The organism is Nibribacter ruber, assembly GCF_009913235.1.
Taxonomy (GTDB): Bacteria; Bacteroidota; Bacteroidia; order Cytophagales; family Hymenobacteraceae; genus Nibribacter; species Nibribacter ruber.
The window spans coordinates 1687447-1706094 of sequence record NZ_CP047897.1 but is presented as its reverse complement, the minus strand read 5'-3'; the positions used below and the strand labels follow the sequence as shown (position 1 = coordinate 1706094).

15 protein-coding genes are annotated in these 18648 nt (G+C 51.7%); 3 read left to right on the top strand and 12 right to left on the bottom strand.

Going from position 1 to position 18648, the window contains the following annotated elements; genetic code table 11:
• Positions 1–63: 63 nt before the first annotated feature.
• The 12 genes from prfB to GU926_RS07165 all read right to left on the bottom strand — a co-directional run bounded on the left by prfB (position 64) and on the right by GU926_RS07165 (position 14668).
• Positions 64–1141, bottom strand: a protein-coding gene (gene prfB / locus GU926_RS07220; RefSeq protein ID WP_160690447.1) for a peptide chain release factor 2 whose coding sequence is annotated in 2 segments (ribosomal slippage) — positions 64–1089 and positions 1091–1141 — 1077 coding nt in all. Because the reading frame shifts where the segments join, the coding sequence is not laid out codon by codon here.
• A gap of 100 nt (positions 1142–1241) precedes the next feature.
• Complete coding sequence (locus GU926_RS07215) at positions 1242–2012, bottom strand: hypothetical protein (RefSeq protein WP_160690445.1); 771 nt, start codon at positions 2010–2012, stop codon at positions 1242–1244.
• A 197-nt stretch (positions 2013–2209) separates the two neighbouring features.
• Positions 2210–3280: a branched-chain amino acid aminotransferase gene (locus GU926_RS07210; protein ID WP_160690443.1), complete on the bottom strand. Its 1071-nt coding sequence runs from the start codon at positions 3278–3280 to the stop codon at positions 2210–2212.
• A 55-nt stretch (positions 3281–3335) separates the two neighbouring features.
• Entirely contained in the window at positions 3336–3887 is a 552-nt protein-coding gene (locus GU926_RS07205; RefSeq protein ID WP_160690441.1) for a cob(I)yrinic acid a,c-diamide adenosyltransferase, read from the bottom strand.
• A gap of 3 nt (positions 3888–3890) precedes the next feature.
• The gene (locus GU926_RS07200; protein WP_160690439.1) at positions 3891–4625 is read right to left on the bottom strand and encodes an ABC transporter ATP-binding protein; all 735 of its coding nucleotides are present in this window, start codon (positions 4623–4625) and stop codon (positions 3891–3893) included.
• A gap of 13 nt (positions 4626–4638) precedes the next feature.
• Entirely contained in the window at positions 4639–7674 is a 3036-nt protein-coding gene (locus GU926_RS07195) for a hypothetical protein (protein WP_160690437.1), read from the bottom strand.
• 5 nt (positions 7675–7679) lie between these two features.
• Positions 7680–7967 carry an Asp-tRNA(Asn)/Glu-tRNA(Gln) amidotransferase subunit GatC gene (gatC, locus tag GU926_RS07190; RefSeq protein ID WP_066505141.1) on the bottom strand — a complete coding sequence of 96 codons (288 nt, stop codon included), beginning with the start codon at positions 7965–7967 and terminating at the stop codon, positions 7680–7682.
• The gene (locus GU926_RS07185) at positions 7915–8649 is read right to left on the bottom strand and encodes a lysophospholipid acyltransferase family protein (protein WP_232058460.1); all 735 of its coding nucleotides are present in this window, start codon (positions 8647–8649) and stop codon (positions 7915–7917) included. Before GU926_RS07185 ends, gatC begins: the two co-directional genes overlap by 53 nt.
• 192 nt (positions 8650–8841) lie before the next feature.
• A complete protein-coding gene (locus GU926_RS07180) occupies positions 8842–9411 on the bottom strand; it encodes an NUDIX domain-containing protein (RefSeq protein WP_160690435.1) in 570 nt (189 codons plus the stop codon).
• Positions 9412–9541: 130 nt separating this feature from the next.
• The gene (locus GU926_RS07175) at positions 9542–9922 is read right to left on the bottom strand and encodes a hypothetical protein (protein WP_160690433.1); all 381 of its coding nucleotides are present in this window, start codon (positions 9920–9922) and stop codon (positions 9542–9544) included.
• 101 nt (positions 9923–10023) lie between these two features.
• Positions 10024–11163 (bottom strand): N-acetyl-alpha-D-glucosaminyl L-malate synthase BshA, encoded by a 1140-nt coding sequence (gene bshA / locus GU926_RS07170; protein WP_160690431.1) that lies wholly within the window; start codon positions 11161–11163, stop codon positions 10024–10026.
• A gap of 553 nt (positions 11164–11716) precedes the next feature.
• Complete coding sequence (locus tag GU926_RS07165) at positions 11717–14668, bottom strand: glycoside hydrolase family 3 N-terminal domain-containing protein (RefSeq protein WP_232058459.1); 2952 nt, start codon at positions 14666–14668, stop codon at positions 11717–11719.
• A 379-nt stretch (positions 14669–15047) separates the two neighbouring features.
• Here GU926_RS07165 and mutL point away from each other — a divergent pair, with 379 nt between their 5' ends.
• The 3 genes from mutL to GU926_RS07150 are packed head-to-tail and all read left to right on the top strand — an operon-like array spanning position 15048 to position 18625.
• Complete coding sequence (gene mutL, locus GU926_RS07160; protein WP_160690429.1) at positions 15048–16889, top strand: DNA mismatch repair endonuclease MutL; 1842 nt, start codon at positions 15048–15050, stop codon at positions 16887–16889.
• Between the two features lie 23 nt (positions 16890–16912).
• Positions 16913–17695, top strand: coding sequence for a rhomboid family intramembrane serine protease (locus tag GU926_RS07155; protein WP_160690427.1), 783 nt, complete (start codon positions 16913–16915; stop codon positions 17693–17695).
• A gap of 3 nt (positions 17696–17698) precedes the next feature.
• Entirely contained in the window at positions 17699–18625 is a 927-nt protein-coding gene (locus GU926_RS07150) for a rhomboid family intramembrane serine protease (protein WP_160690425.1), read from the top strand.
• Positions 18626–18648 lie beyond the last annotated feature (23 nt).

Sequence of the window (18648 nt, the reverse complement as noted above, 5' to 3'; positions counted from 1 at the left end):
ACGAAAGTGCCTTCTACTCAACAGTAGAAGGCGCTTTTGATGCATCATTCTGGGCTTGGACGCTTAGTTTTGCATCAGGAAGGCTTTGATGTAATCATCCAGGTCACCGTCCAGCACGTTCTGCACATCGGTGCGTTCTACGCCGGTGCGTATGTCTTTGATGAGCTTGTACGGGTGCAATACGTAGTTCCTGATCTGCGACCCGAAATCAATGCGCTTCTTGGTGCTTTCTACCTTGTCCCGCTCCTCGTTGCGCTTGTTAATCTCAATCTGGTACAACTGAGACTTCAGCATTCTGATGGCGTGCTCCTTGTTCATGAGCTGCGAGCGCTCAATCTGCACGGCAATGGTAATGCCAGTTGGCTTGTGCTTAAGGCGCACCGCGGTTTCTACCTTGTTCACGTTCTGGCCACCAGCACCGCCCGCGCGGTAGGTGTCCCATTCAATGTCACCGGGGTTCACGGTAATCTCAATGGTGTCATCCACTACCGGGTAGGCAAACACCGAGGCAAAAGAGGTATGCCTACGTCCACCCGAGTCAAACGGCGAGATACGCACCAAGCGGTGCACGCCAATCTCGGCTTTCAAGTAGCCATACGCAAAGTCTCCGTCAAACTGCAGCGTGGCAGATTTGATACCCGCGCCCTCGCCAGGTTGGAAGTCAATTTGTTTGACGGTGTAGCCTTTGCGTTCGCCCCACATGAGGTACATGCGGTACAGCATTTCGGCCCAGTCCTGGCTCTCCGTGCCACCCGCGCCCGAGTTTACCTCCAGCACGGCGCCCAGTTGGTCTTCCTCGTTGCTCAGCATCCGCTTGAACTCCAAGGCTTCTACTACATCCTGGGCAGACTTATATTCAGCGGCAATGTCTTCTTCAGACACGTCGCCTTCTTTATAGAAATCGAAGAGCACTTCTACGTCTTCCACTGCCTTGTTGGTCTTCTCAAAGTCATCGGTCCAGGTTTTCAGTCCTTTGGCTTCCTTCAAGACTACCTCGGCTTTCTTGGGGTCATCCCAGAAGTCGGGTGCCGTAGATTTCTCTTCAATGGCTAGTACTTGTTCTTTCTTGGCATCGTAGTCAAAGATACCTCCTCAAAGCCTCTACGCGGCCTTTTAACTCTTTTATCTGCTCTTGGGTCATGCTGCTAATGTGCTAAAACTTTAATGTGCTGATGTGCTATTTTCTGATGTGAAGATTTGGAAATGTGACGATGTGAAAATGAGAATTTAGTGTATACTTTCTATTTCCACCATTTCGCCTCTTCCGTCGCTTTTGCCTTTTTGGTTTCAGGTAAATCAGGGTTTCCAATAAAGGCCTTCATGTAGTTTTGCCAGCCGTTTTTTATGTATTTCCCATTTACACTGAATTCACCGGCCCCAATGTCTAAATCTCCGCTGGATGGGATTCTATAATCTCCCCAGTTACATTTCTTGGTAATTCCTGTTTTATAACTCGTCCAGGTTCCTTGGAACTGATTATTCTTGAAGCCGTCCGCTGAGAACATTAAGTCGTCGTAATGGATTTTCTGTTTCTCGTCCAGGTAAAAATCTGTAGTAACTTTTCCTTGTAGAAAGCCTGTGGCGGGAAGCCTTCCATTTTCATAGAACTTGTATTCGCCTACAACCATGCCTTGCTTGAATGTTGGGTGGTCACTTTCCTTTAGGAGCCTGGCACTTTTGACCGTGATGGTTCCTTGAAAATCGCAAACGGTATCTTTAACCCTTGATTTTCCATAGACCAGGTATTGATATGCATTGTCTGGATTTTTTATAACAGACGTAAAATGAATGAAGAACCTTTGATAGTCGTCGCCAATAAAACCAAAAGGCTCCTGCTTTTCAATCTTTCTCTGCTCATCTTCAATAGAAATGCTGTCTGCGGCCAAAACAGAGCTTAAATCAAAAGCCTGGACTTTTGGATAAAAATCTATGGCACCTGGATCTTGAGCAGCCTGGAAGGAGGCCGTTGTAAGAGCGACAAGAAAGAGAAAAGCTAAGGCAAGTCTGCGCATAAATGAATGTCAGAAAATGATTCTGGTTTGGATTCAACCGTCGTTTTTGGCTTATTTTCTGTAAAACAGGCTAAAAACGGCATTCTTCATTTCACAATCTTCTCACATAGGAAAGACGCAAGATACAAGATTCTCAGATGTGATTACCTGAGAAGGCCTTGTGTCTTGCGTCTTATAGCTTGTGTCTGACCGTAGCTCTACTGAACCGGAACCATCCAGCCGTGCACGTCTTCTGCCTGGCCGTGTCTGATTTTGTCTAGTTCTGCGGCTACTTTGTTAGAGAAAGTACGGTTGGCCACGGCCGGCAATTCCATCTCATGTTCTTTGTACATGATGGACTTGATGGGCGCAATGGTAGCGGCCGTGCCGGTGCCAAAGGCGTCTTCCAGGGTACCAGCGGCGTGAGCGTCTACAATCTCCTGTACAGAGATGCGGCGCTCTTCCACCGGCATTCCCCAGTCGCGGGCCAGTTGCAACACGCTGTCGCGGGTGATACCAGCCAGGATAGAGGAGCTCAAAGCAGGCGTGATTAATTTGCCGTCAATCACAAACATCACGTTCATGGTACCAGATTCTTCAATGAAGTTGTGCTCTTTGCCGTCTGTCCAGATCACTTGATGGAAGCCTTTCTCCTGCGCCAACTTGGTTGGGTATAGAGAGGCACCGTAGTTACCGGCTGCTTTGGCGTAACCGGCGCCGCCTTCTACAGAGCGGGTGTATTTTTCTTCAATCTTCACGCGCACCGGCTCAGCGTAATACTGGCTGGCAGGGCTGCAGAAAATCATGAACTTATACGTCTCTGACGGGCGTACACCCACCAAGGCATCACTGGCAAACATGAAGGGTCTTATGTACAGTGAGTTACCCACTTTGCCAGGTACCCAGTTTGCATCCAGGGCAATGAGTTGCTTGAGGCTTTCCATGAACAACTCCTCCGGGATCTCTGGCATGCACAGACGCTTGGCAGACTCGTTCATGCGGGCCCAGTTGGCTTGCGGCCGGAACAACACAACCTGGCCGTCTACGGTTTTATAGGCTTTCATGCCTTCAAACAAAGCTTGGCCATAATGCAATGCTGCCGTGGCCGGGCTTAGTTCAATAGGGCCATACGGTAAGATCTGGGGTGTCTGCCACTCGCCGTTTGCATAGTCAATGGAAACCATGTGGTCTGCAAAGATTTTCCCGAACTGGATGTTCTCCATGTCCAGGTCTGCCAACCGGCTGGCGGTGGTTACTTGGGTATGAATAGTCATGATGTCTGATTGCATAAAAACAATAGGTGAGTATGTACGGTTTTTAGGTAATGCTCCAATAAAAAAAGCCTCAGATACGAGGCTTCCAGGTTATTTCTTGTGCGCCCAGCTCTTGGCTCATGGCGCGGCTTAGAACAAAAAGGAAGTCAGAAAGTCTGTTCAGGTACTTGATGATAAGATCATCTACGGGAGAGTCTTCTTGCAAGGCAATGGAAAGACGTTCTGCCCGTCTGCACACTGTACGCGCCACATGACAAAATGATACAGCCACGTGGCCGCCCGGCAGGATGAAGTTACGCAAAGGCGGCAGGTTCTGGTCCAAAGCGTCCATCTCTTTCTCTAACAGCTTAATGTCTTCTTCGTGCAGGTCTGGGGTCTGGATTTTGGTGTCTTTTTCTGGATCTGTAGCCAAAGTAGAACCTATTGTGAACAGGCGGTCCTGTATTTCAGAGAAAAGGGCCTGGCGCTTTAGGTTTACTTCCTGGTCACGCACTACGCCAATAAAGGAGTTGAGCTCGTCTACAGTGCCGTAGGCCTCAATGCGGACGTGTGATTTTTTAACGCGGGTGCCGCCAATCAAAGAGGTTTCGCCTTTGTCGCCGGTCTTGGTGTAAATTTTCATTAACTAGATAGATGCGTTGTGCGCGGCGGCCTGTAAATGAGGGATCGTCACGTTGTCATTAATTACGTCAGACTCAATCAGGCCATCGCGCAGGCGCACTATGCGGTGCGCGTAATGGGCTATGTCGTCTTCGTGGGTTACCATGATGATGGTGTTGCCCTTGGCGTAAAGGTTCTCAAACAGCTCCATGATCTCATAAGAGGTCTTGGAGTCCAGGTTACCAGTTGGCTCATCTGCCAGGATAATGCTGGGGTCATTCACCAAGGCGCGGGCAATGGCCACACGTTGGCGCTGCCCACCCGACAGTTCATTGGGCTTGTGCTTGGCCCGGGTGTCCAGACCTACGCTTCTCAGGGCTTCCATGGCTTTTTCTTCGCGGTCAGATTTGCTGTAGCCGGCATAAATCAAAGGCAAGGCCACATTCTCAAGAGATGAAGACCGGGGCAACAGGTTGAACGTTTGGAACACGAAGCCAATCTCCCGGTTACGCACCGTGGCCAGCTCATTGTCTACCATGTTGCTCACATCCTTGCCGTTCAGAATATAGGTGCCGCTGGTGGGCGTGTCCAGGCAGCCAATGATGTTCATGAGCGTGGACTTTCCAGAACCAGACGGTCCCATGAACGCCACGTATTCGCCTTTCTGAATCTCAATGGAAATAGACCTGAGGGCATGGATGGTCTCGGTGCCCATCTGGTACATGCGCGAAATCTCATTGGTTTGAATGATGGTGCTCATAGGCTGTGTGTCCTTACTGCCAACTCTGGTTCAGTGAATCACTGGCCTGCAGGTGGGCGTCTATTTCTCTTTTAAAGGTAAGGTATTCCGTAGGACTAACCAAAGGTTGTAACCCTTCCAACCCCTGCAAGGCATAGTCTTTCAAACCCTGTTGGAGTGCCTCTTTGATATAGGCTTTCCTGAGGGTAACCGACAATGGGTTGTAGTTAACCGCCTCTAGTAAAATGTCATACGCGCGTAATCCCTGCTTCTGGGCACTAAAGAAAGAAGCCGCGGCCAATTGGCCTTGCTCATGCCCCGGGGCCTTTTCTGAAAGCTGGTTATAGAGATTAGTCGCTTGTTTACTCTGTTTATTACGCTGAGCAACCTGCGCCTGTAAATAAAGTTTAGTCCCCAGGTGCTGCTGCGCAAAATACAGCTTGGGCAAGGTCTGTTCCAGTTCCTTCCACTGCCCCGCCTTTTGCCAGATATGCCCTTGCAGCACATGCGCCTGAGATTTGAGCAGGTTGTTGGGGAAATTCTTAGGGAAGTGCGTGTTCAACTGCCGCTGCGCCTCCAGCAGGTTACCTTCCTGCACGTACCTGGCTACCAACGGAAGCGCCGCCACCGGTGCCAAAGCAGGCGTGGTAATCTGCTGAGCCACCCTCTCCACTTCTGCCACGGGTAATTGGGAAGCCTGCAATTGCAGGAACCGCACTTTAAGCGAATCTGGCGCCGAGGTGGCTTGTTCTGCCGTGAGCTGGGAAGCAATGACAATGGCCGTGGCCGCCTGTTGCTGGCCCTGGTCTGGAAACGCACTGGCCGGCTGCAAGGCAATCTGAGCGGCCAGCCCAAAGTCCTGGTTTAACGCGGCCGCGATGGCCCCGTGCAACTGCGCATCCTTATAGCGGGCCTGGCCAGCCTCCTGAAAGTACTGCAATGCTAGGGGGTATAATTGGGCCTGCAACATCCATTGTCCCAGAATGTCTTTGTAATATCCGGCTCCGGCCTCGCTGGAGGTGGCCAACCGGGTTAAAGTGGCCTTGGCCTCACGCGCCAAGCCTTGGCGCTGTTGCAGCAACCCTTTGAGCAAGATCAAATCATCTGCGTAAGGCTGATTGGCCTCCTGTGATAGCAGATGATCAATGGTGGTAACGGCGGCTGTGTCTGCTTTGACTGTGGGCACCAAATGCCGCAGGTAAAAGCCAGCAAACGACTGTGGCGTCAAAACACTATCCTTCAAAACGCCAGGCAACTCACTGGGGGTACTCTGTTTCAGGAGATAGGCAATGGCTAGTTTGTTGGTCAATAGCGGGCTATAGGTTCCCTCATACTTGTTGGCAAACTCTTTGGCCTGCGCCTCATAGCCATGCCGAAGCAGGAAAGCCAGTTGGTTGGCCTGCACTACCTCTGGATCCACCGCATGGGAAAGGGCTTCATCCAGGTAAAGCGCCGCCGAATCCTGGAAGGTGGTAGTGCCATACAACAAGGCCAGGTTATTCAACAGCGGCCCGTTCTCCGGAAATGCTTTCACGCCGTCGCGGAGCAACTGCAGGTGCGCAAACAAGTCTGCCTGGTCTGTGAGTAAGTTGGCGTACCGCAGGTAATGGGCCGGGGCCGGATTCTGTTGCAATAAGTTTTCCAGCATTCTCAGTTCCAGGGTGCGCATGCCGCCCTGGTGGTACATGTCCAGAAGCGAAAGCCGGGCGCGCTGGCTGGTTCTGCTTCGGTCTGCGCCTTCTGCGTAATACTGTTCTGCCAATAAGGGCTTGGCTTCGGTCTGGCGGTATAAATCTCCTAAGTAAGTATAATAGCCGGCCATGGCCTGGTGCTGCACCGCATAGTAGGACTGCATGATGAGGATCACCAGAATCACTGATCCCATCAAATACACCGTGTAATATTGCAGACGCCGGGGTTCATACACTACTTTATACACGCGCAGCTTTTGCTTAATCAAAGGCGCGAAGTTCACCAGCACGTAAATCAGGAAAGGTACTCCGTATGCCAGGTGGGTGAGAACGATCAGGTTGGCGTAAGATTTCAGGAAGGCGTCATTGGCTAATAACAAGGCGTAGGCCAGGTTGAGAGCGGTAAGTAAAGCCAGCACCAAGTAAATGGGCGCCGCTTCTGTCTCAAAACGCAGGAAGCGGGAGTAATGCAGCTGCCGTTGACGCAAGCCCCAGAAACCCACCAGCGCAGAGCAAAGCAAAATCAGGAAGGGGTGCAGCAGGAAAATGTCCAGGTCCAGGACGTTGTTCTGTTTTAGGTAAAGCAACAACAGGTTGCCCAGATACAGCACACTGATGAGCACAAACTGCGGCAAACCAAAACGGCGCTGCGGCTGCTGGGCCTGCGTATTGAACCAAAGCAATCCATGCAAATTCTCATACGCCACCAATAACAAGAACAGGGCTGAGGCCACCATACTGCCCATGGTACTGTAATTGACCAGGTGCATGGCCGTCTGTTCTGCCGGAAATGGAGACGCATAAAAAATAGCCAGTCCTAGGCCAATCACCAGCAGGGCGAAGACCAAGAACCGTTTGATGAAACTTACCTGCGGCAGGAAAGAATGAAACAGATAGCTCACTCCACCCAACACCCCCAGCACAATGAGAAGAAGGGTACGGCCGGTCTCAGAAAAAATGCCCAGCAGATCCAGGTTGAAGGTAGCCAGCCACAGCATGCCCAGGCCAATGGCCACGTAAAACGGCATGCGCTTTAAAGAACTGATAATGCTCCAGAAGAAAGTGAGCGCCGCGCCCATACCGGCCAATACCGCCCAAACGGCCCAGACGGGTAATTGCATGGCACCCACGGTGTAGCGTTCAGAGACCAGATAGGCGTTGGCCTCAATCCTGATAAGCGTGAGCAGGGGAGAGGAAGCATCCAAATGGGCCTCGGCGGGATACAGCTCGGCCTGTCTCTCCAACGGAAACACCAGCTGGTCGCCTTTGTAAAATCCGTAGAAGCCCAAACCCACGGCGGCCAGAACGGCAACCAATAGTAAAAGATAAAGGGCACGCGGGCCCTTCTCTATGTTTTTCCAGAAAGCAACGAAAGCCATCAAGCCTATTCCATCACTTTAGGAACCCTGAAATAATCTGAGTCTTTGCGCGGGGCCAGACGCAGGGCGTCTTCATGGCTCACGGTGTTCTGGGCTACGTCTTCGCGCAGCACGTTCACTTCTTCAGACATGTGCACCAGCGGTTCTACGTTGGCCGTGTCCAGCTGGCGCAGTTGGTCCACCCAGTCCAGGATCTCATTTAAGCCTTTGAGCATTTCCTGCTCTTTGGTCTCATCAAACTCAAGCCGGGCTAAGTGCGCTAACTGACGGAGTGTTTCTATATTGGTGCTCATGGTTCTTGGCGTGTAATTCTTCTTGAATAATGGAAAAGGTCTGCTGTTTCAAAAACTCAACATCTTGCAACGTGAGGCCTTCAGTAGGTATGGGTCTGTGAATGGTCATCTCCAGACGATGGTATCTGATCACCAGTTTCCCTTTCACGTCTGGCAGAAAGAGATGGTTGTACGGCATGGAGATGGGTACCAGCGGCACCTGCTTCTCAATGGCTAGTTTAAACGGACCGTCCTTGAAAGGCAGCAGTTCCTTGCCAGCTTCCTCAGAAATGGTCCCCTCCGGGAAAATCACCACGCTGCGTCCTTCTTCCAGACTTTTCTTGCTGGAGATATAGGCTTTGGCACTGCTGACGGCGCTTTTACGGTCCACAGAAATGTACAGACGGTCATAGATCAGGCCCCACAACGGCACTTTGGTGAGCGACTTCTTGCCCACAAAATTAAGGAAGCCGGGAATGGCCGCCAACACCATGGGAATATCTATGAACGAACTGTGATTGGGCGCGAAAACGTATTTCTGGTTGGGGTCCAAGAACTCACGGCCGCGTACTTTCACGGGCATCAGGTACATGCGCAACTGCACTTTAGACCAAATGCGGTTGAGCATGTGGCCGTGGCGGTACCATTTAGGTTTGGAGACGAAAAGCCTGAACAGGGGATAGGAGGTGATAAATGGCAGCACGAACCATGTGGTACACCACACAGAATACGCTCTCTTTCCGGTTTTCTTTAGCCAGTTCATCTCTTCAAAATTACAAATAATTTAAAATAGTACCACGCACACCGTCTGCCTTTGCCGTTTTTAGAGTGTTTTCAGGAAAACAGGGCAAAAACGGAACAGCCTGCCTGTGCATTTAGTGCTACCTCCAGGAAATTATTTGTTCTTTCGGGCGGCCAGAAAGCGCTCGGCCTTCAGCAGTCCCGCCACCGAAATACAGTCTGTGATCTCGTCGCGCATGGCCATTTCCACCGCCTCAGCCAAAGGAATCTTCCATATTTTAATGTCCTCGGTTTCCTCAAACTCAGTCTCGCCGGCAGTCAGGTCTTCGGCTAAAAAAATGAAGCCTTCTTCATCTGTGACCGAGTTAGACGTGTGCACGCGCGCAATCTTGGTCCAGCGGGCAGCCGTGAAGCCCGTTTCTTCCTTCAACTCGCGTTGCGCAGACTCCAGCACATCCAGTTCCACCGGTCCGCCGCCCATGGGAATCTCCCAGGAGTATTCGTTCAAAGGATAGCGGTACTGGCCCACCAGCCACGTATTGCCTTCCGCGTCTATCGGGATGATGCCAATGGCCTTGTTTTTCATGGAAACCACGCCGTAAATGCCTTTTCCACCGGCAGGATTGATGACCTGGTCTTCGCGCACGCTAATCCAGGGGTTGCTGTATTTTGGTTCGGTCTGAAGGGTGGTCCAGGGGTTCTCTGTAGAATGCGATGGTTTCACGGGATATTTAAAGTGCTAATGAGTTAATGTGCCGATGTGCTATTTTCTCAATTTGATGATTTGAAAATGTGGAGATGGCTCCATTGTCGTTTTTGGGCTGTTTTCTGGAAAAGAAGCCAAAAACGAAGGGCTAGGATGGATTTTGGTAGGTAGGTTTCTTTCTGCCCAGGTCTTTGTAGAAGTAGACGAGGTTCAAAAAAGCAGCGGCCAGAACAATGAAATGCACCATGACCGTGGCTCCCTGAATGAACAGCTCATTCACCAGCAGAAACCCGGTGCCTAGGATGAACCACAGAATCCAGAAGCCGTTGGCGGGCAGCTTAGGGCTGAAAATCTGCAGCAGCAAGCCATACAGGTAATTGATGAAGACGGCAGGCAGCAGGTACACCACTGGGTACATAGGAACGACCTCCCAGTCCCCGCCTTCCTGAATGAACCCAAAGCCCAGCGTGGTCAGGGCCTGTATGACCACGATCAGGAGTAAGTATTGCCCTATTTTAAAGTTTTCCATGTCTTGCAAACCAAAGTGTTCAACGGGAAGTTTACTCTGTCCCAGCCAATAGGAATCTCGTTTTTGGCTTATTTTCTGGAAAACAGCCTAAAAACAGTGTATTAAACCTTTTTGCCTAGAACGTCTGCGATGGCTTGTTGGTAGACGTCTTCATACATGGGGACAATCTTGCCAATCTCAAACTCCTTGGCCCTGGCCAGGGCGTTGGCTTTGAAGGTGGGTAGTTGGTCGTCCTGAAGCAGGAACAGAGTGTTCTTGACCATGTCCTTCACATCGCCCACCTTACTCACGAAACCAGTCACGCCATGAATGTTGAGCTCAGGCAGGCCGCCGGCGTTGGAAGAGATGACAGGAACTTCACAGGCCATGGCCTCCAAAGCCGCCAGCCCGAAGCTCTCTTTCTCTGAGGGCATCAAGAAGACATCGGCCACCGACAGTAATTCTTCTACGGCTTCTAGTTTGCCCAGAAAACGCACGTCCTGGCAGATGCCCAGTTTACGGCACAGGTTTTCCATCTTGGGCCGCTCTGGACCGTCTCCCACCAACAAAAGCTTGCTGGGGATGACTTCGCGCACCTTAGAAAAAATTTTGATGATGTCGCCTATCCGTTTCACACCCCTGAAGTTGGAGGTGTGCACCAATAGCTTCTCGCCGAAGGGGGCAATGGCTGCCTTGAAATGATCTTTGCGCTGCTTCTGGAACCGCTCAATGTTCACAAAGTTGGGAATCACCTTGATGTCCTTGGTGATGGGGAAGTGCTTGTACGTCTCGGTCTTGAGGTCTTCAGAAACCGAGGTGACTGCGTCTGACTGGTTAATGCTGAACGTGACCACCGGTTCATAGGAAGCGTCTTTGCCCACCAGCGTAATGTCTGTGCCGTGGAGCGTAGTGATGACCGGAATCTGAATGCCTTTGGTGAGCAGGATTTGTTTGGCCATGTACGCCGCCGAGGCATGCGGAATGGCATAATGCACGTGCAGCACATCCAGCTTCTCATACTGCACAATGTCCACCATCTTGCTGGCCAGGGCCAGTTCATACGGCGGATACTGGAACAGCGGGTACGCAGGAATGTTGACCTCGTGGTAGAACAGGTTCTCATTGAAGAACTCTAACCGCGCAGGCTGGCTGTAGGTGATGAAATGTATCTTGTGGCCTTTTTGGGCCAGGGCTTTCCCAAGTTCGGTGGCCACTACGCCGCTACCGCCAAACGTAGGGTAGCACACTATTCCTATCTTCATCTGTTGCTGCTATATGGCTGCATGAAAGTGCTGATTTGTGTGCTGTCATGGTGGTCTTTTGGACCAAGGCCACCAGTCAACGAACAGTCAAAACACGTCATGTCAAACTATTTCAAAAATAAGGTACTACCGCCAGTATACGGGGTGCAGGCCAGAGAGACCAGCCGAGCGTCACCTTTGAAGCAAAAGTAAGGGAATGTGGGGGTATGCTGCTATGTAATTGCTAAAATCTGCTGGTTTCCTCAGTGAAAGGGGCCAGAAGAAGAGCGCTGATGTTCACGTCCTTTTCATTCTCTGAATCTTGAGCCTTTGCCTGCATCCCTATGCTTTGCTCTAGACAAACAGAAATAGAAGGCTATTGTTACATCTTGACCGGCATCAAGGGAGATTCCCTATTACTTTGGATGTAAGCCACATCTTATTCATTTTCTAGGTTTGAGCCGAATCAAAAAGGGAGAGCCTGCTCAGGTTCTCCCTTTTTGATAAAAAATTTCTCTCCAGACTTCAGGAAAGCTTCTCAGTAATTTGACTTATCCAGTTCAGTAGCAGTTGGTTATGGTTTCGGTTCTAACGATTGGTACACCACGTCATGAATACGCGTCCGGATGTTGTATTTGAGGAGCTTGGTGTTCTCTGCGTCTGGGTGAATGCGGTTGGAGAGGAAAATATAGATGATGTTGTTCTCTGGGTCTATCCAGGCGCCGGTACCCGTAAAACCGGTGTGGCCAAAGGTGGTGGTAGGTGACAAGTCTGACGTTGGGCCGTTGCCGTCTGGATCGGTTTTGTCCCAACCCAGGCCGCGGCGGCTGTTGCTGCTGCCTTCCTGGGCAAACTCCGTTACCACCGGCGTCTTGAAGTATTGATGCCCGCCGTAGTTACCGTTCTGCAAATCCATCTGCAAGAGAATGGCCAGGTCATTGGCGTTGGAGAACAAGCCGGCATGGCCCGCCACGCCGCCTAGAATAGCCGCGCCGTCATCATGCACCGTGCCCTGCAGCACCGTTTTCCTGAAGGTGCTGTCCTGAGCGGTAGGGGCAATCTGCTCTTTCAGGAATTTCTGCAGCGGGTTAAAGGTAAGGCTGCGCGCGCCCAGCGGGGCATAAAAGTTCTGCTCCAGAAAGTCGGGCATGGTTTGGTTGAGCAGGCGCTCGGCCACTCGCTTCATTAAATGCAGCCCCAAGTCTGAATAACGGTATTCATAGGCGCCGTTACCCGTTCTTAAACCCGTCAACTCAGACTTCACAATCCAGGTCCAAACCGAGTCTTCCAGCCTTCTGCTGGCAAACAAACCATTGGCCACGGCATTGGGGTACGCTTCTGATTGGACAGAATCATAATAGATGGGATTGGGCAGCCCCTTTAGCAAGGTCTTCTTCCAGAAAGGAATATAGGCCTGCAGCCCAGATTGGTGCAACAGCACGTTCCTTATGGTAAGGTTGGCCTTGTTGGAGCCTTTGAGTTCTGGTAGGTAGGTGACCAGTTTATCATCCAGCTTGAGCTGGCCCTGGTCTTTCAGGAACATCACCGCCTGCAACGTAGCGGCTACCTTGGTGATGGAGGCCAGGTCATAAATGGTTTTTTCGGTTACCGGCTGGGCCCTATCATATGTGTAATGACCGTAGGCCTTGTCAAACACCACTGTGCCGTCTTTCACCACCAATACCTGGCAGCCTGGCGTGGCGGCGTAGGCAATGGCTTCCAGGGCAATGTTGTCAATCTGTTTAAGTACGGTGGAACTCATGCCCACGCTTTCTGGCAAGGAATATTTGAGCCGGCTGAGGGCAGGCGTGGAGACACCGGTGCCAGCTTTTAGTTTAGGCGAGGCGGTGACCGGGAGTCTTCCCTCGGCGGGAAGGGCGCCAAACAAAATCTGGGGCACTACTCGCTGCACCACTGCATTGTCTTCATAGCCGCATACCAGCCAGTCGCTATCCTCAAAACTCTTGAGGCTGTAGGCGTTGCCCATCACCACCACTATTACTTTCTTGGTAGAATCGCGCTGCAGGGCCTTTACAAAATTGAGTGCATTGGTGCCCAGCCCGTAGTTGCGGTTGGGAACGTTGGTGAGGTCATGCAGCGTAACAATGACCACGTCTGCACTGTCCAGGTTCTTCTGTACGGCCTTGTACACGCTGTCTGGCGCAAACCGGCTGCTGATGGAGAATTTCTTGAACGGTGAATACTTCTCCAGCGTGCGCGTGAACTGGTTGTTGTACCCTTCGCCAATAGACACAGACGCAAACTGAATGGTGTCCAGTACCTTGAAGGGCAGAAGGTTGTCTTTGTTGGCTACCACCGTCACCGCCTGTTCATAGAGCTGCTGCTGCAGTACCAGGCTGCTAGGGCCGTGCAAATCTTTGGAAAGGTTCTCCAGCTCAATGGGTTTGTACTGGTTCAGGCCGGCCCAATATTTGGCATGCAGTATCTTGCGCACCCGCACTTCTATTTCTTGCTCGGTGATTTGGCCATCGGTGACGGCCTGCTGAATCACGGAAATGGCTTTGGGCACATCCTCAGAGAACAACAACACGTCATTGCCCGCCATGAATGCCAGCGCATCTACCTCGCCGGGCTTATGGTAGCGGGTCACGCCTTTCATGTTCAATGCGTCTGTAAACACCAGACCGTCATACTGCATCTTGCCTTTTAGCAGGTCACGCACCAGATACGGCGACAGCGTAGCGGCTCGGTTGGCAATGGAATCCAGCTTGGGAATGTATAAATGCGCCACCATTACGCCCATCACGCCCGCGTCAAAAGAACGTTTAAACGGGTAGAGCTCCACTTCGGTGAGTCGGGCCATGTCATGGGTAAGGACGGGTAAAGAGAAGTGCGAGTCGGCGTCTGTGTCTCCGTGGCCGGGAAAGTGTTTGGCCACCGCAATGATGCCATGATCCTGCAGACCTTTGATGTAGGCAATGCCGCGCTGGGTTACCTGCTCCTTGCTTTCGCCGAAGGAACGGTTGCCAATCACGGGATTCTTAGGGTTGCTGTTGACGTCAATGACCGGGGAAAAGTTGACATGGATGCCCAGGCGCTTGAGCTTGAGGGCAATCTCGCGGCCCATCATGTACACGTAGCGGTCATCTGGTAAGGCGCCCAGCGTCATCTGTCGCGCAAAATGCATACTACTGTCCAGGCGCATGTCCAGGCCCCATTCGGCGTCCATGGCCACCAGCAACGGTACTTTGGCTAAAGATTGGTAGCGGTTGGTGAGTTTGGCCTGGCGCACCGGTCCTCCCTGCATGAACATGACGCCGCCAATCCCATATTGGCTCACCAATTGTTCAATTTCACGCACGTGGTACTGGCCGCTGTTGGAATAGGCGGCCACCATGAACAACTGCCCCAGCTTCTGCTGAGGGGTAAGGGACTGGTACACACTGTCTACCCAGCGCTGCTCCTGCTGTGTGATGCTGCCACGGCCTGCCGGTCCAAAACCAGACAAAGCCCACCAGGCGCACATCATCACCGCCAGTAGCGCAAGGCTATATCTTTTTAGCATTTCACAACGCGTAATTTAAACTTTGATTAACTCCAACATAGGCCTAATTTCGCAGAGGAAAAAAAGCCAGCGCACCGTACCTAACATGAAGGGTTTTTAGGCTGTTTTCCAGAAAACAGGCCAAAAACGCTTTTGTTGGGCCGCCCTTCTAATGACAACGCCCTTCTTGCCAGGATAACGGGAGGCTGCCAGAGCCACACGCACGTTACATGCAGAAGAGCGAAGCGAGTAAAAAGGCACGGGGCCGGTATCGCGGGTGTTGAGCTTGTAATATTACTCAAAAAATCGCTTTGGCGCGGCATTATCTTTAAAAATGCTTGGCTAAAGTGCTCATTACGGCACGTTTAGGCGAGTCAATATAACTACGCAGGGATTTTGTATGGCAGATATCATTCGTTTATTACCCGAGCATTTAGCCAACCAGATTGCCGCCGGTGAGGTGGTGCAACGGCCGGCCTCGGTGGTGAAGGAGTTGTTGGAGAATAGCGTAGACGCGCAGGCTACTTCTGTGCAGTTGATCATCAAGGACGCAGGCAAACAGTTGATACAAGTAGTGGACGACGGACTGGGTATGACCGAGACCGATGCCCGCATGTGCTTTGAGCGCCACGCCACCTCCAAGATCAAGACCACTGAGGACTTGTTCAGAATAAGGACGATGGGCTTTAGGGGAGAGGCCATGGCGTCCATTGCCGCCGTGGCCCAGGTAGAGATGAAGACCCGCGCCCGCGGCACCGAGCTGGGCACTTGTCTTTCTGTGGAGGCTAACGAGGTCATTAAACAGGAACCCGTGGCCATGCCTGAGGGCACCATCATCAGTGTGAAGAACCTGTTCTTCAACGTACCCGCCCGCCGCAACTTCCTGAAGAGCAACCCGGTGGAGATGCGCCACATCCTGGACGAATTCCAACGCGTGGCCCTGGCCAACCCCGAGATTGCCTTCGCGCTGTATCAGAACGAGGTAGAGGTGATGAACCTACCCGCCGGCAAACTGAGCCAGCGCATTGTGAGCATTTTTGGACGGGAGTACAAAGAGCAGATGGCCTCTTGTGAGGAGACTACGCCGTTTTTGACCGTGCGCGGCTACATTGGCAAGCCCGAGTATGCCAAGAAAAGCCGCGGCGAGCAGTTCTTCTTTGTGAATAACCGCTACATCAAAAGCCAGTACCTGAACCACGCGGTTTTGACGGCTTTTGAAGGCTTGTTGCCCAAAGACAGCTTTCCGTTTTACGTCTTATTTCTGGAAATAGCGCCAGAAACGATAGACATCAACGTGCATCCCACCAAAACTGAAATCAAGTTTGAGGATGAGAAAACAGTCTATGCCATTGTGCGCGCCGCCGTCAAACAAAGCCTGGGACTGCACAACATCGCGCCGTCACTGGATTTTGGAGCTGATGTGAACTACATTCCCCTGCAGCCCATGAAGTTTCCGGCTTCCATGGATTTTGACACCTCACCGGCCAAAGCACCCAGTGCTTCTTCGGCGCCAGCGCCCAGGCCTACTACCTATGCTAGCAAAGCTACGCTGGGAGAAAGGGACGAGAGTTTTTTCAGGCCAGCCGCACTCAGGGAAATCCCAAGAACCGAAAACCAACAAGAGAACCGGCTGTTTACAGAAGAGGAATCTACAGCGGTGGCCGTGAGCGTGACGGGCGGCTCTAAAACTTTGCAGCTGCATCAGAAGTATTTGATGGTGCAGGTGAAGTCTGGCTTGCTCATGGTAGACCAACAGGCGGCGCAGGAGCGCATTCTATTTGAGAAGTACAACCAGGCGCTGGGCAAGCGGAGCGGGGCTTCGCAGCAGTTGCTGTTCCCGCAGACGGTGCACCTGTCGCCGGCAGATTTCTCATTGATCATGGAGTTGGCAGAGGAGTTCAGTGCGCTGGGCTTTGTCTTTAGTGAGTTTGGGCAGAATACCATTGTAGTGAACGGAATCCCCGCCGAGGTGCCCTTGCGTGACGAGCGGGAGCTGATTGAAGGCCTGTTGGAACAATATAAGAACAACCTTTCCTCGTTAAAGGTAGACCGGCAGGAGAACCTGGCGCGGGCCATGGCCAAACGCGTGTCCTCCCGCCTCACCGGCCGCCTGTCTGACCAGGAAATGAATGCCTTGGTGGACCAGTTGTTTGCCTGCCAGGTGCCCAACTACACTCCCAGTGGCCAGAAGACGCTGGTGATCCTACAAATGGAGCATCTGCAAGACCTGTTCCTTAAATAAGTGTTGACCTAAAACCTAGTTATATGCCTCCTATCACTCCGGTGGTGCGTAATCTGCTCATCTTGAATGTGCTTATCTTCTTTGGGAGCAGAGCCGCTGAAGCCTATGTGTTTCAGAACTTTGCGCTGCATGACATTCGCTCAGAATTTTTTCAGGCGCACCAGATCCTGACGCACATGTTTCTGCACGGCAGTTTCATGCACTTGTTCAGTAACATGTTGAGTTTGTTCTTCTTCGGGCCCATGTTGGAGCACTACTGGGGCGGCAAGCGTTTTACCATTTTCTATCTGGTGACCGGTATTGGTGCCAGCTTGCTTTACTCTGTGGTGCGCTATGTAGAGATTGGCCAGATACAGGAAATGGTGGTGGCCTTTATGCAGAACCCAGACCCGGTGGATTTGCGCAAGATTTTAGACAACCTTTTGGGGAATACCTATGACGTCAATTATGTCTTGCAGCTGAAAAACAACCCAGACAATGCGGCCATTATCGCAGATGCAAAAGAAACGGTGCAGTTACAGTTTGAACGCATGTTGAATGGCCCAATGCTGGGCGCTTCTGGGGCGGTGTTTGGGATCTTGATGGCCTTTGGTATGCTGTTTCCCAACACAGAGCTCATGCTCTTGTTTTTTCCGGTCCCCATCAAGGCAAAATATTTCGTATTCCTGTATGGGGCCTATGAGTTATACGCTGGTGTGCAACGTGCGCCCGGCGACAACGTAGCACACTTTGCACACCTGGGCGGAATGCTCTTCGCGTTTATTATGCTCAAGCTCTGGCAGCGCAACCGTACCGACTTCTATTAAACTATGACCAGTATTTTTGACGATATCCGTTCCTCGTTCAGTAGGGGGAACAATGCGCTGCACCAGCTCATTGCCATCAACGTGGTGGTGTTTGCCGTGCTGGTGATCCTGCGCATGATCATGACCATGAGCGGGTCTGGGGGGCTGTACAACTACCTGATGACTTTTCTCAGCGTCTCTTCCAATCTGGACATCTTTGTGTTTAGGCCTTGGACGCTGGTGACGTATTTCTTCACCCATGAGCAGTTTCTGCATATCATCTTTAACATGCTCAACCTGTACTGGTTTGGCATGCTGGTGCGGGAATACCTGGGCGACAAGCGTCTGGTGAACCTCTATGTGCTGGGTGGATTGGTAGGCGGCCTGTTTTATCTGCTCACCTACAATACCATTCCTTACCTGCAGGTACGGGCCGATAATTCTTTTATGATGGGCGCCTCTGGCAGCGTCATTGCCATTATGGTAGGGGCCGCCACGCTCTTGCCCAACTACACGTTCAATCTGCTGCTGTTCGGGCCCATACGCATTAAGTATATTGCCGCCGTCATGGTGTTGCTTTCCATCTCTGGGGCCACCGGCGGAAACGCGGGCGGCAACATTGCCCACTTGGGCGGCGCTCTGCTGGGCTTTCTGTACATCAAGCAACTACAGCGGGGCACAGACCTGGGCAGACCGGTACAAGCAGTGCTAGATTTTTTCAGGAGACTTTTCCAGCGCCGAAGCCCTCTAAAAGTAGCCTACAAGAATCCCAACCGGCCGTTTGCTTCTTATTCTTCTACCAGCACAGCCTCTACTTTTGGCGCGGTTTCCAATAACCTAACTCCCAGCGATGACGAGATTGACCTTATTCTGGACAAGATCTCCAACTCAGGCTATGAGAGCCTGACCAAGGAAGAAAAGCAGAAACTTTTTAGGGCCAGCCAGAAGTAAGAAATTCGTTACTGGTTGCTCGT

Coding starts and splice junctions, on each gene's coding strand:
- GU926_RS07215 (WP_160690445.1), bottom strand. CDS start 2,012: ATGCGCAGACTTGCCTTAGCTTTTCTCTTTCTTGTCGCTCTTACAACG.
- GU926_RS07210 (WP_160690443.1), bottom strand. CDS start 3,280: ATGCAATCAGACATCATGACTATTCATACCCAAGTAACCACCGCCAGC.
- GU926_RS07205 (WP_160690441.1), bottom strand. CDS start 3,887: ATGAAAATTTACACCAAGACCGGCGACAAAGGCGAAACCTCTTTGATT.
- GU926_RS07200 (WP_160690439.1), bottom strand. CDS start 4,625: ATGAGCACCATCATTCAAACCAATGAGATTTCGCGCATGTACCAGATG.
- GU926_RS07195 (WP_160690437.1), bottom strand. CDS start 7,674: ATGGCTTTCGTTGCTTTCTGGAAAAACATAGAGAAGGGCCCGCGTGCC.
- gatC (WP_066505141.1), bottom strand. CDS start 7,967: ATGAGCACCAATATAGAAACACTCCGTCAGTTAGCGCACTTAGCCCGG.
- GU926_RS07175 (WP_160690433.1), bottom strand. CDS start 9,922: ATGGAAAACTTTAAAATAGGGCAATACTTACTCCTGATCGTGGTCATA.
- bshA (WP_160690431.1), bottom strand. CDS start 11,163: ATGAAGATAGGAATAGTGTGCTACCCTACGTTTGGCGGTAGCGGCGTA.
- GU926_RS07165 (WP_232058459.1), bottom strand. CDS start 14,668: ATGCTAAAAAGATATAGCCTTGCGCTACTGGCGGTGATGATGTGCGCC.
- mutL (WP_160690429.1), top strand. CDS start 15,048: ATGGCAGATATCATTCGTTTATTACCCGAGCATTTAGCCAACCAGATT.
- GU926_RS07155 (WP_160690427.1), top strand. CDS start 16,913: ATGCCTCCTATCACTCCGGTGGTGCGTAATCTGCTCATCTTGAATGTG.
- GU926_RS07150 (WP_160690425.1), top strand. CDS start 17,699: ATGACCAGTATTTTTGACGATATCCGTTCCTCGTTCAGTAGGGGGAAC.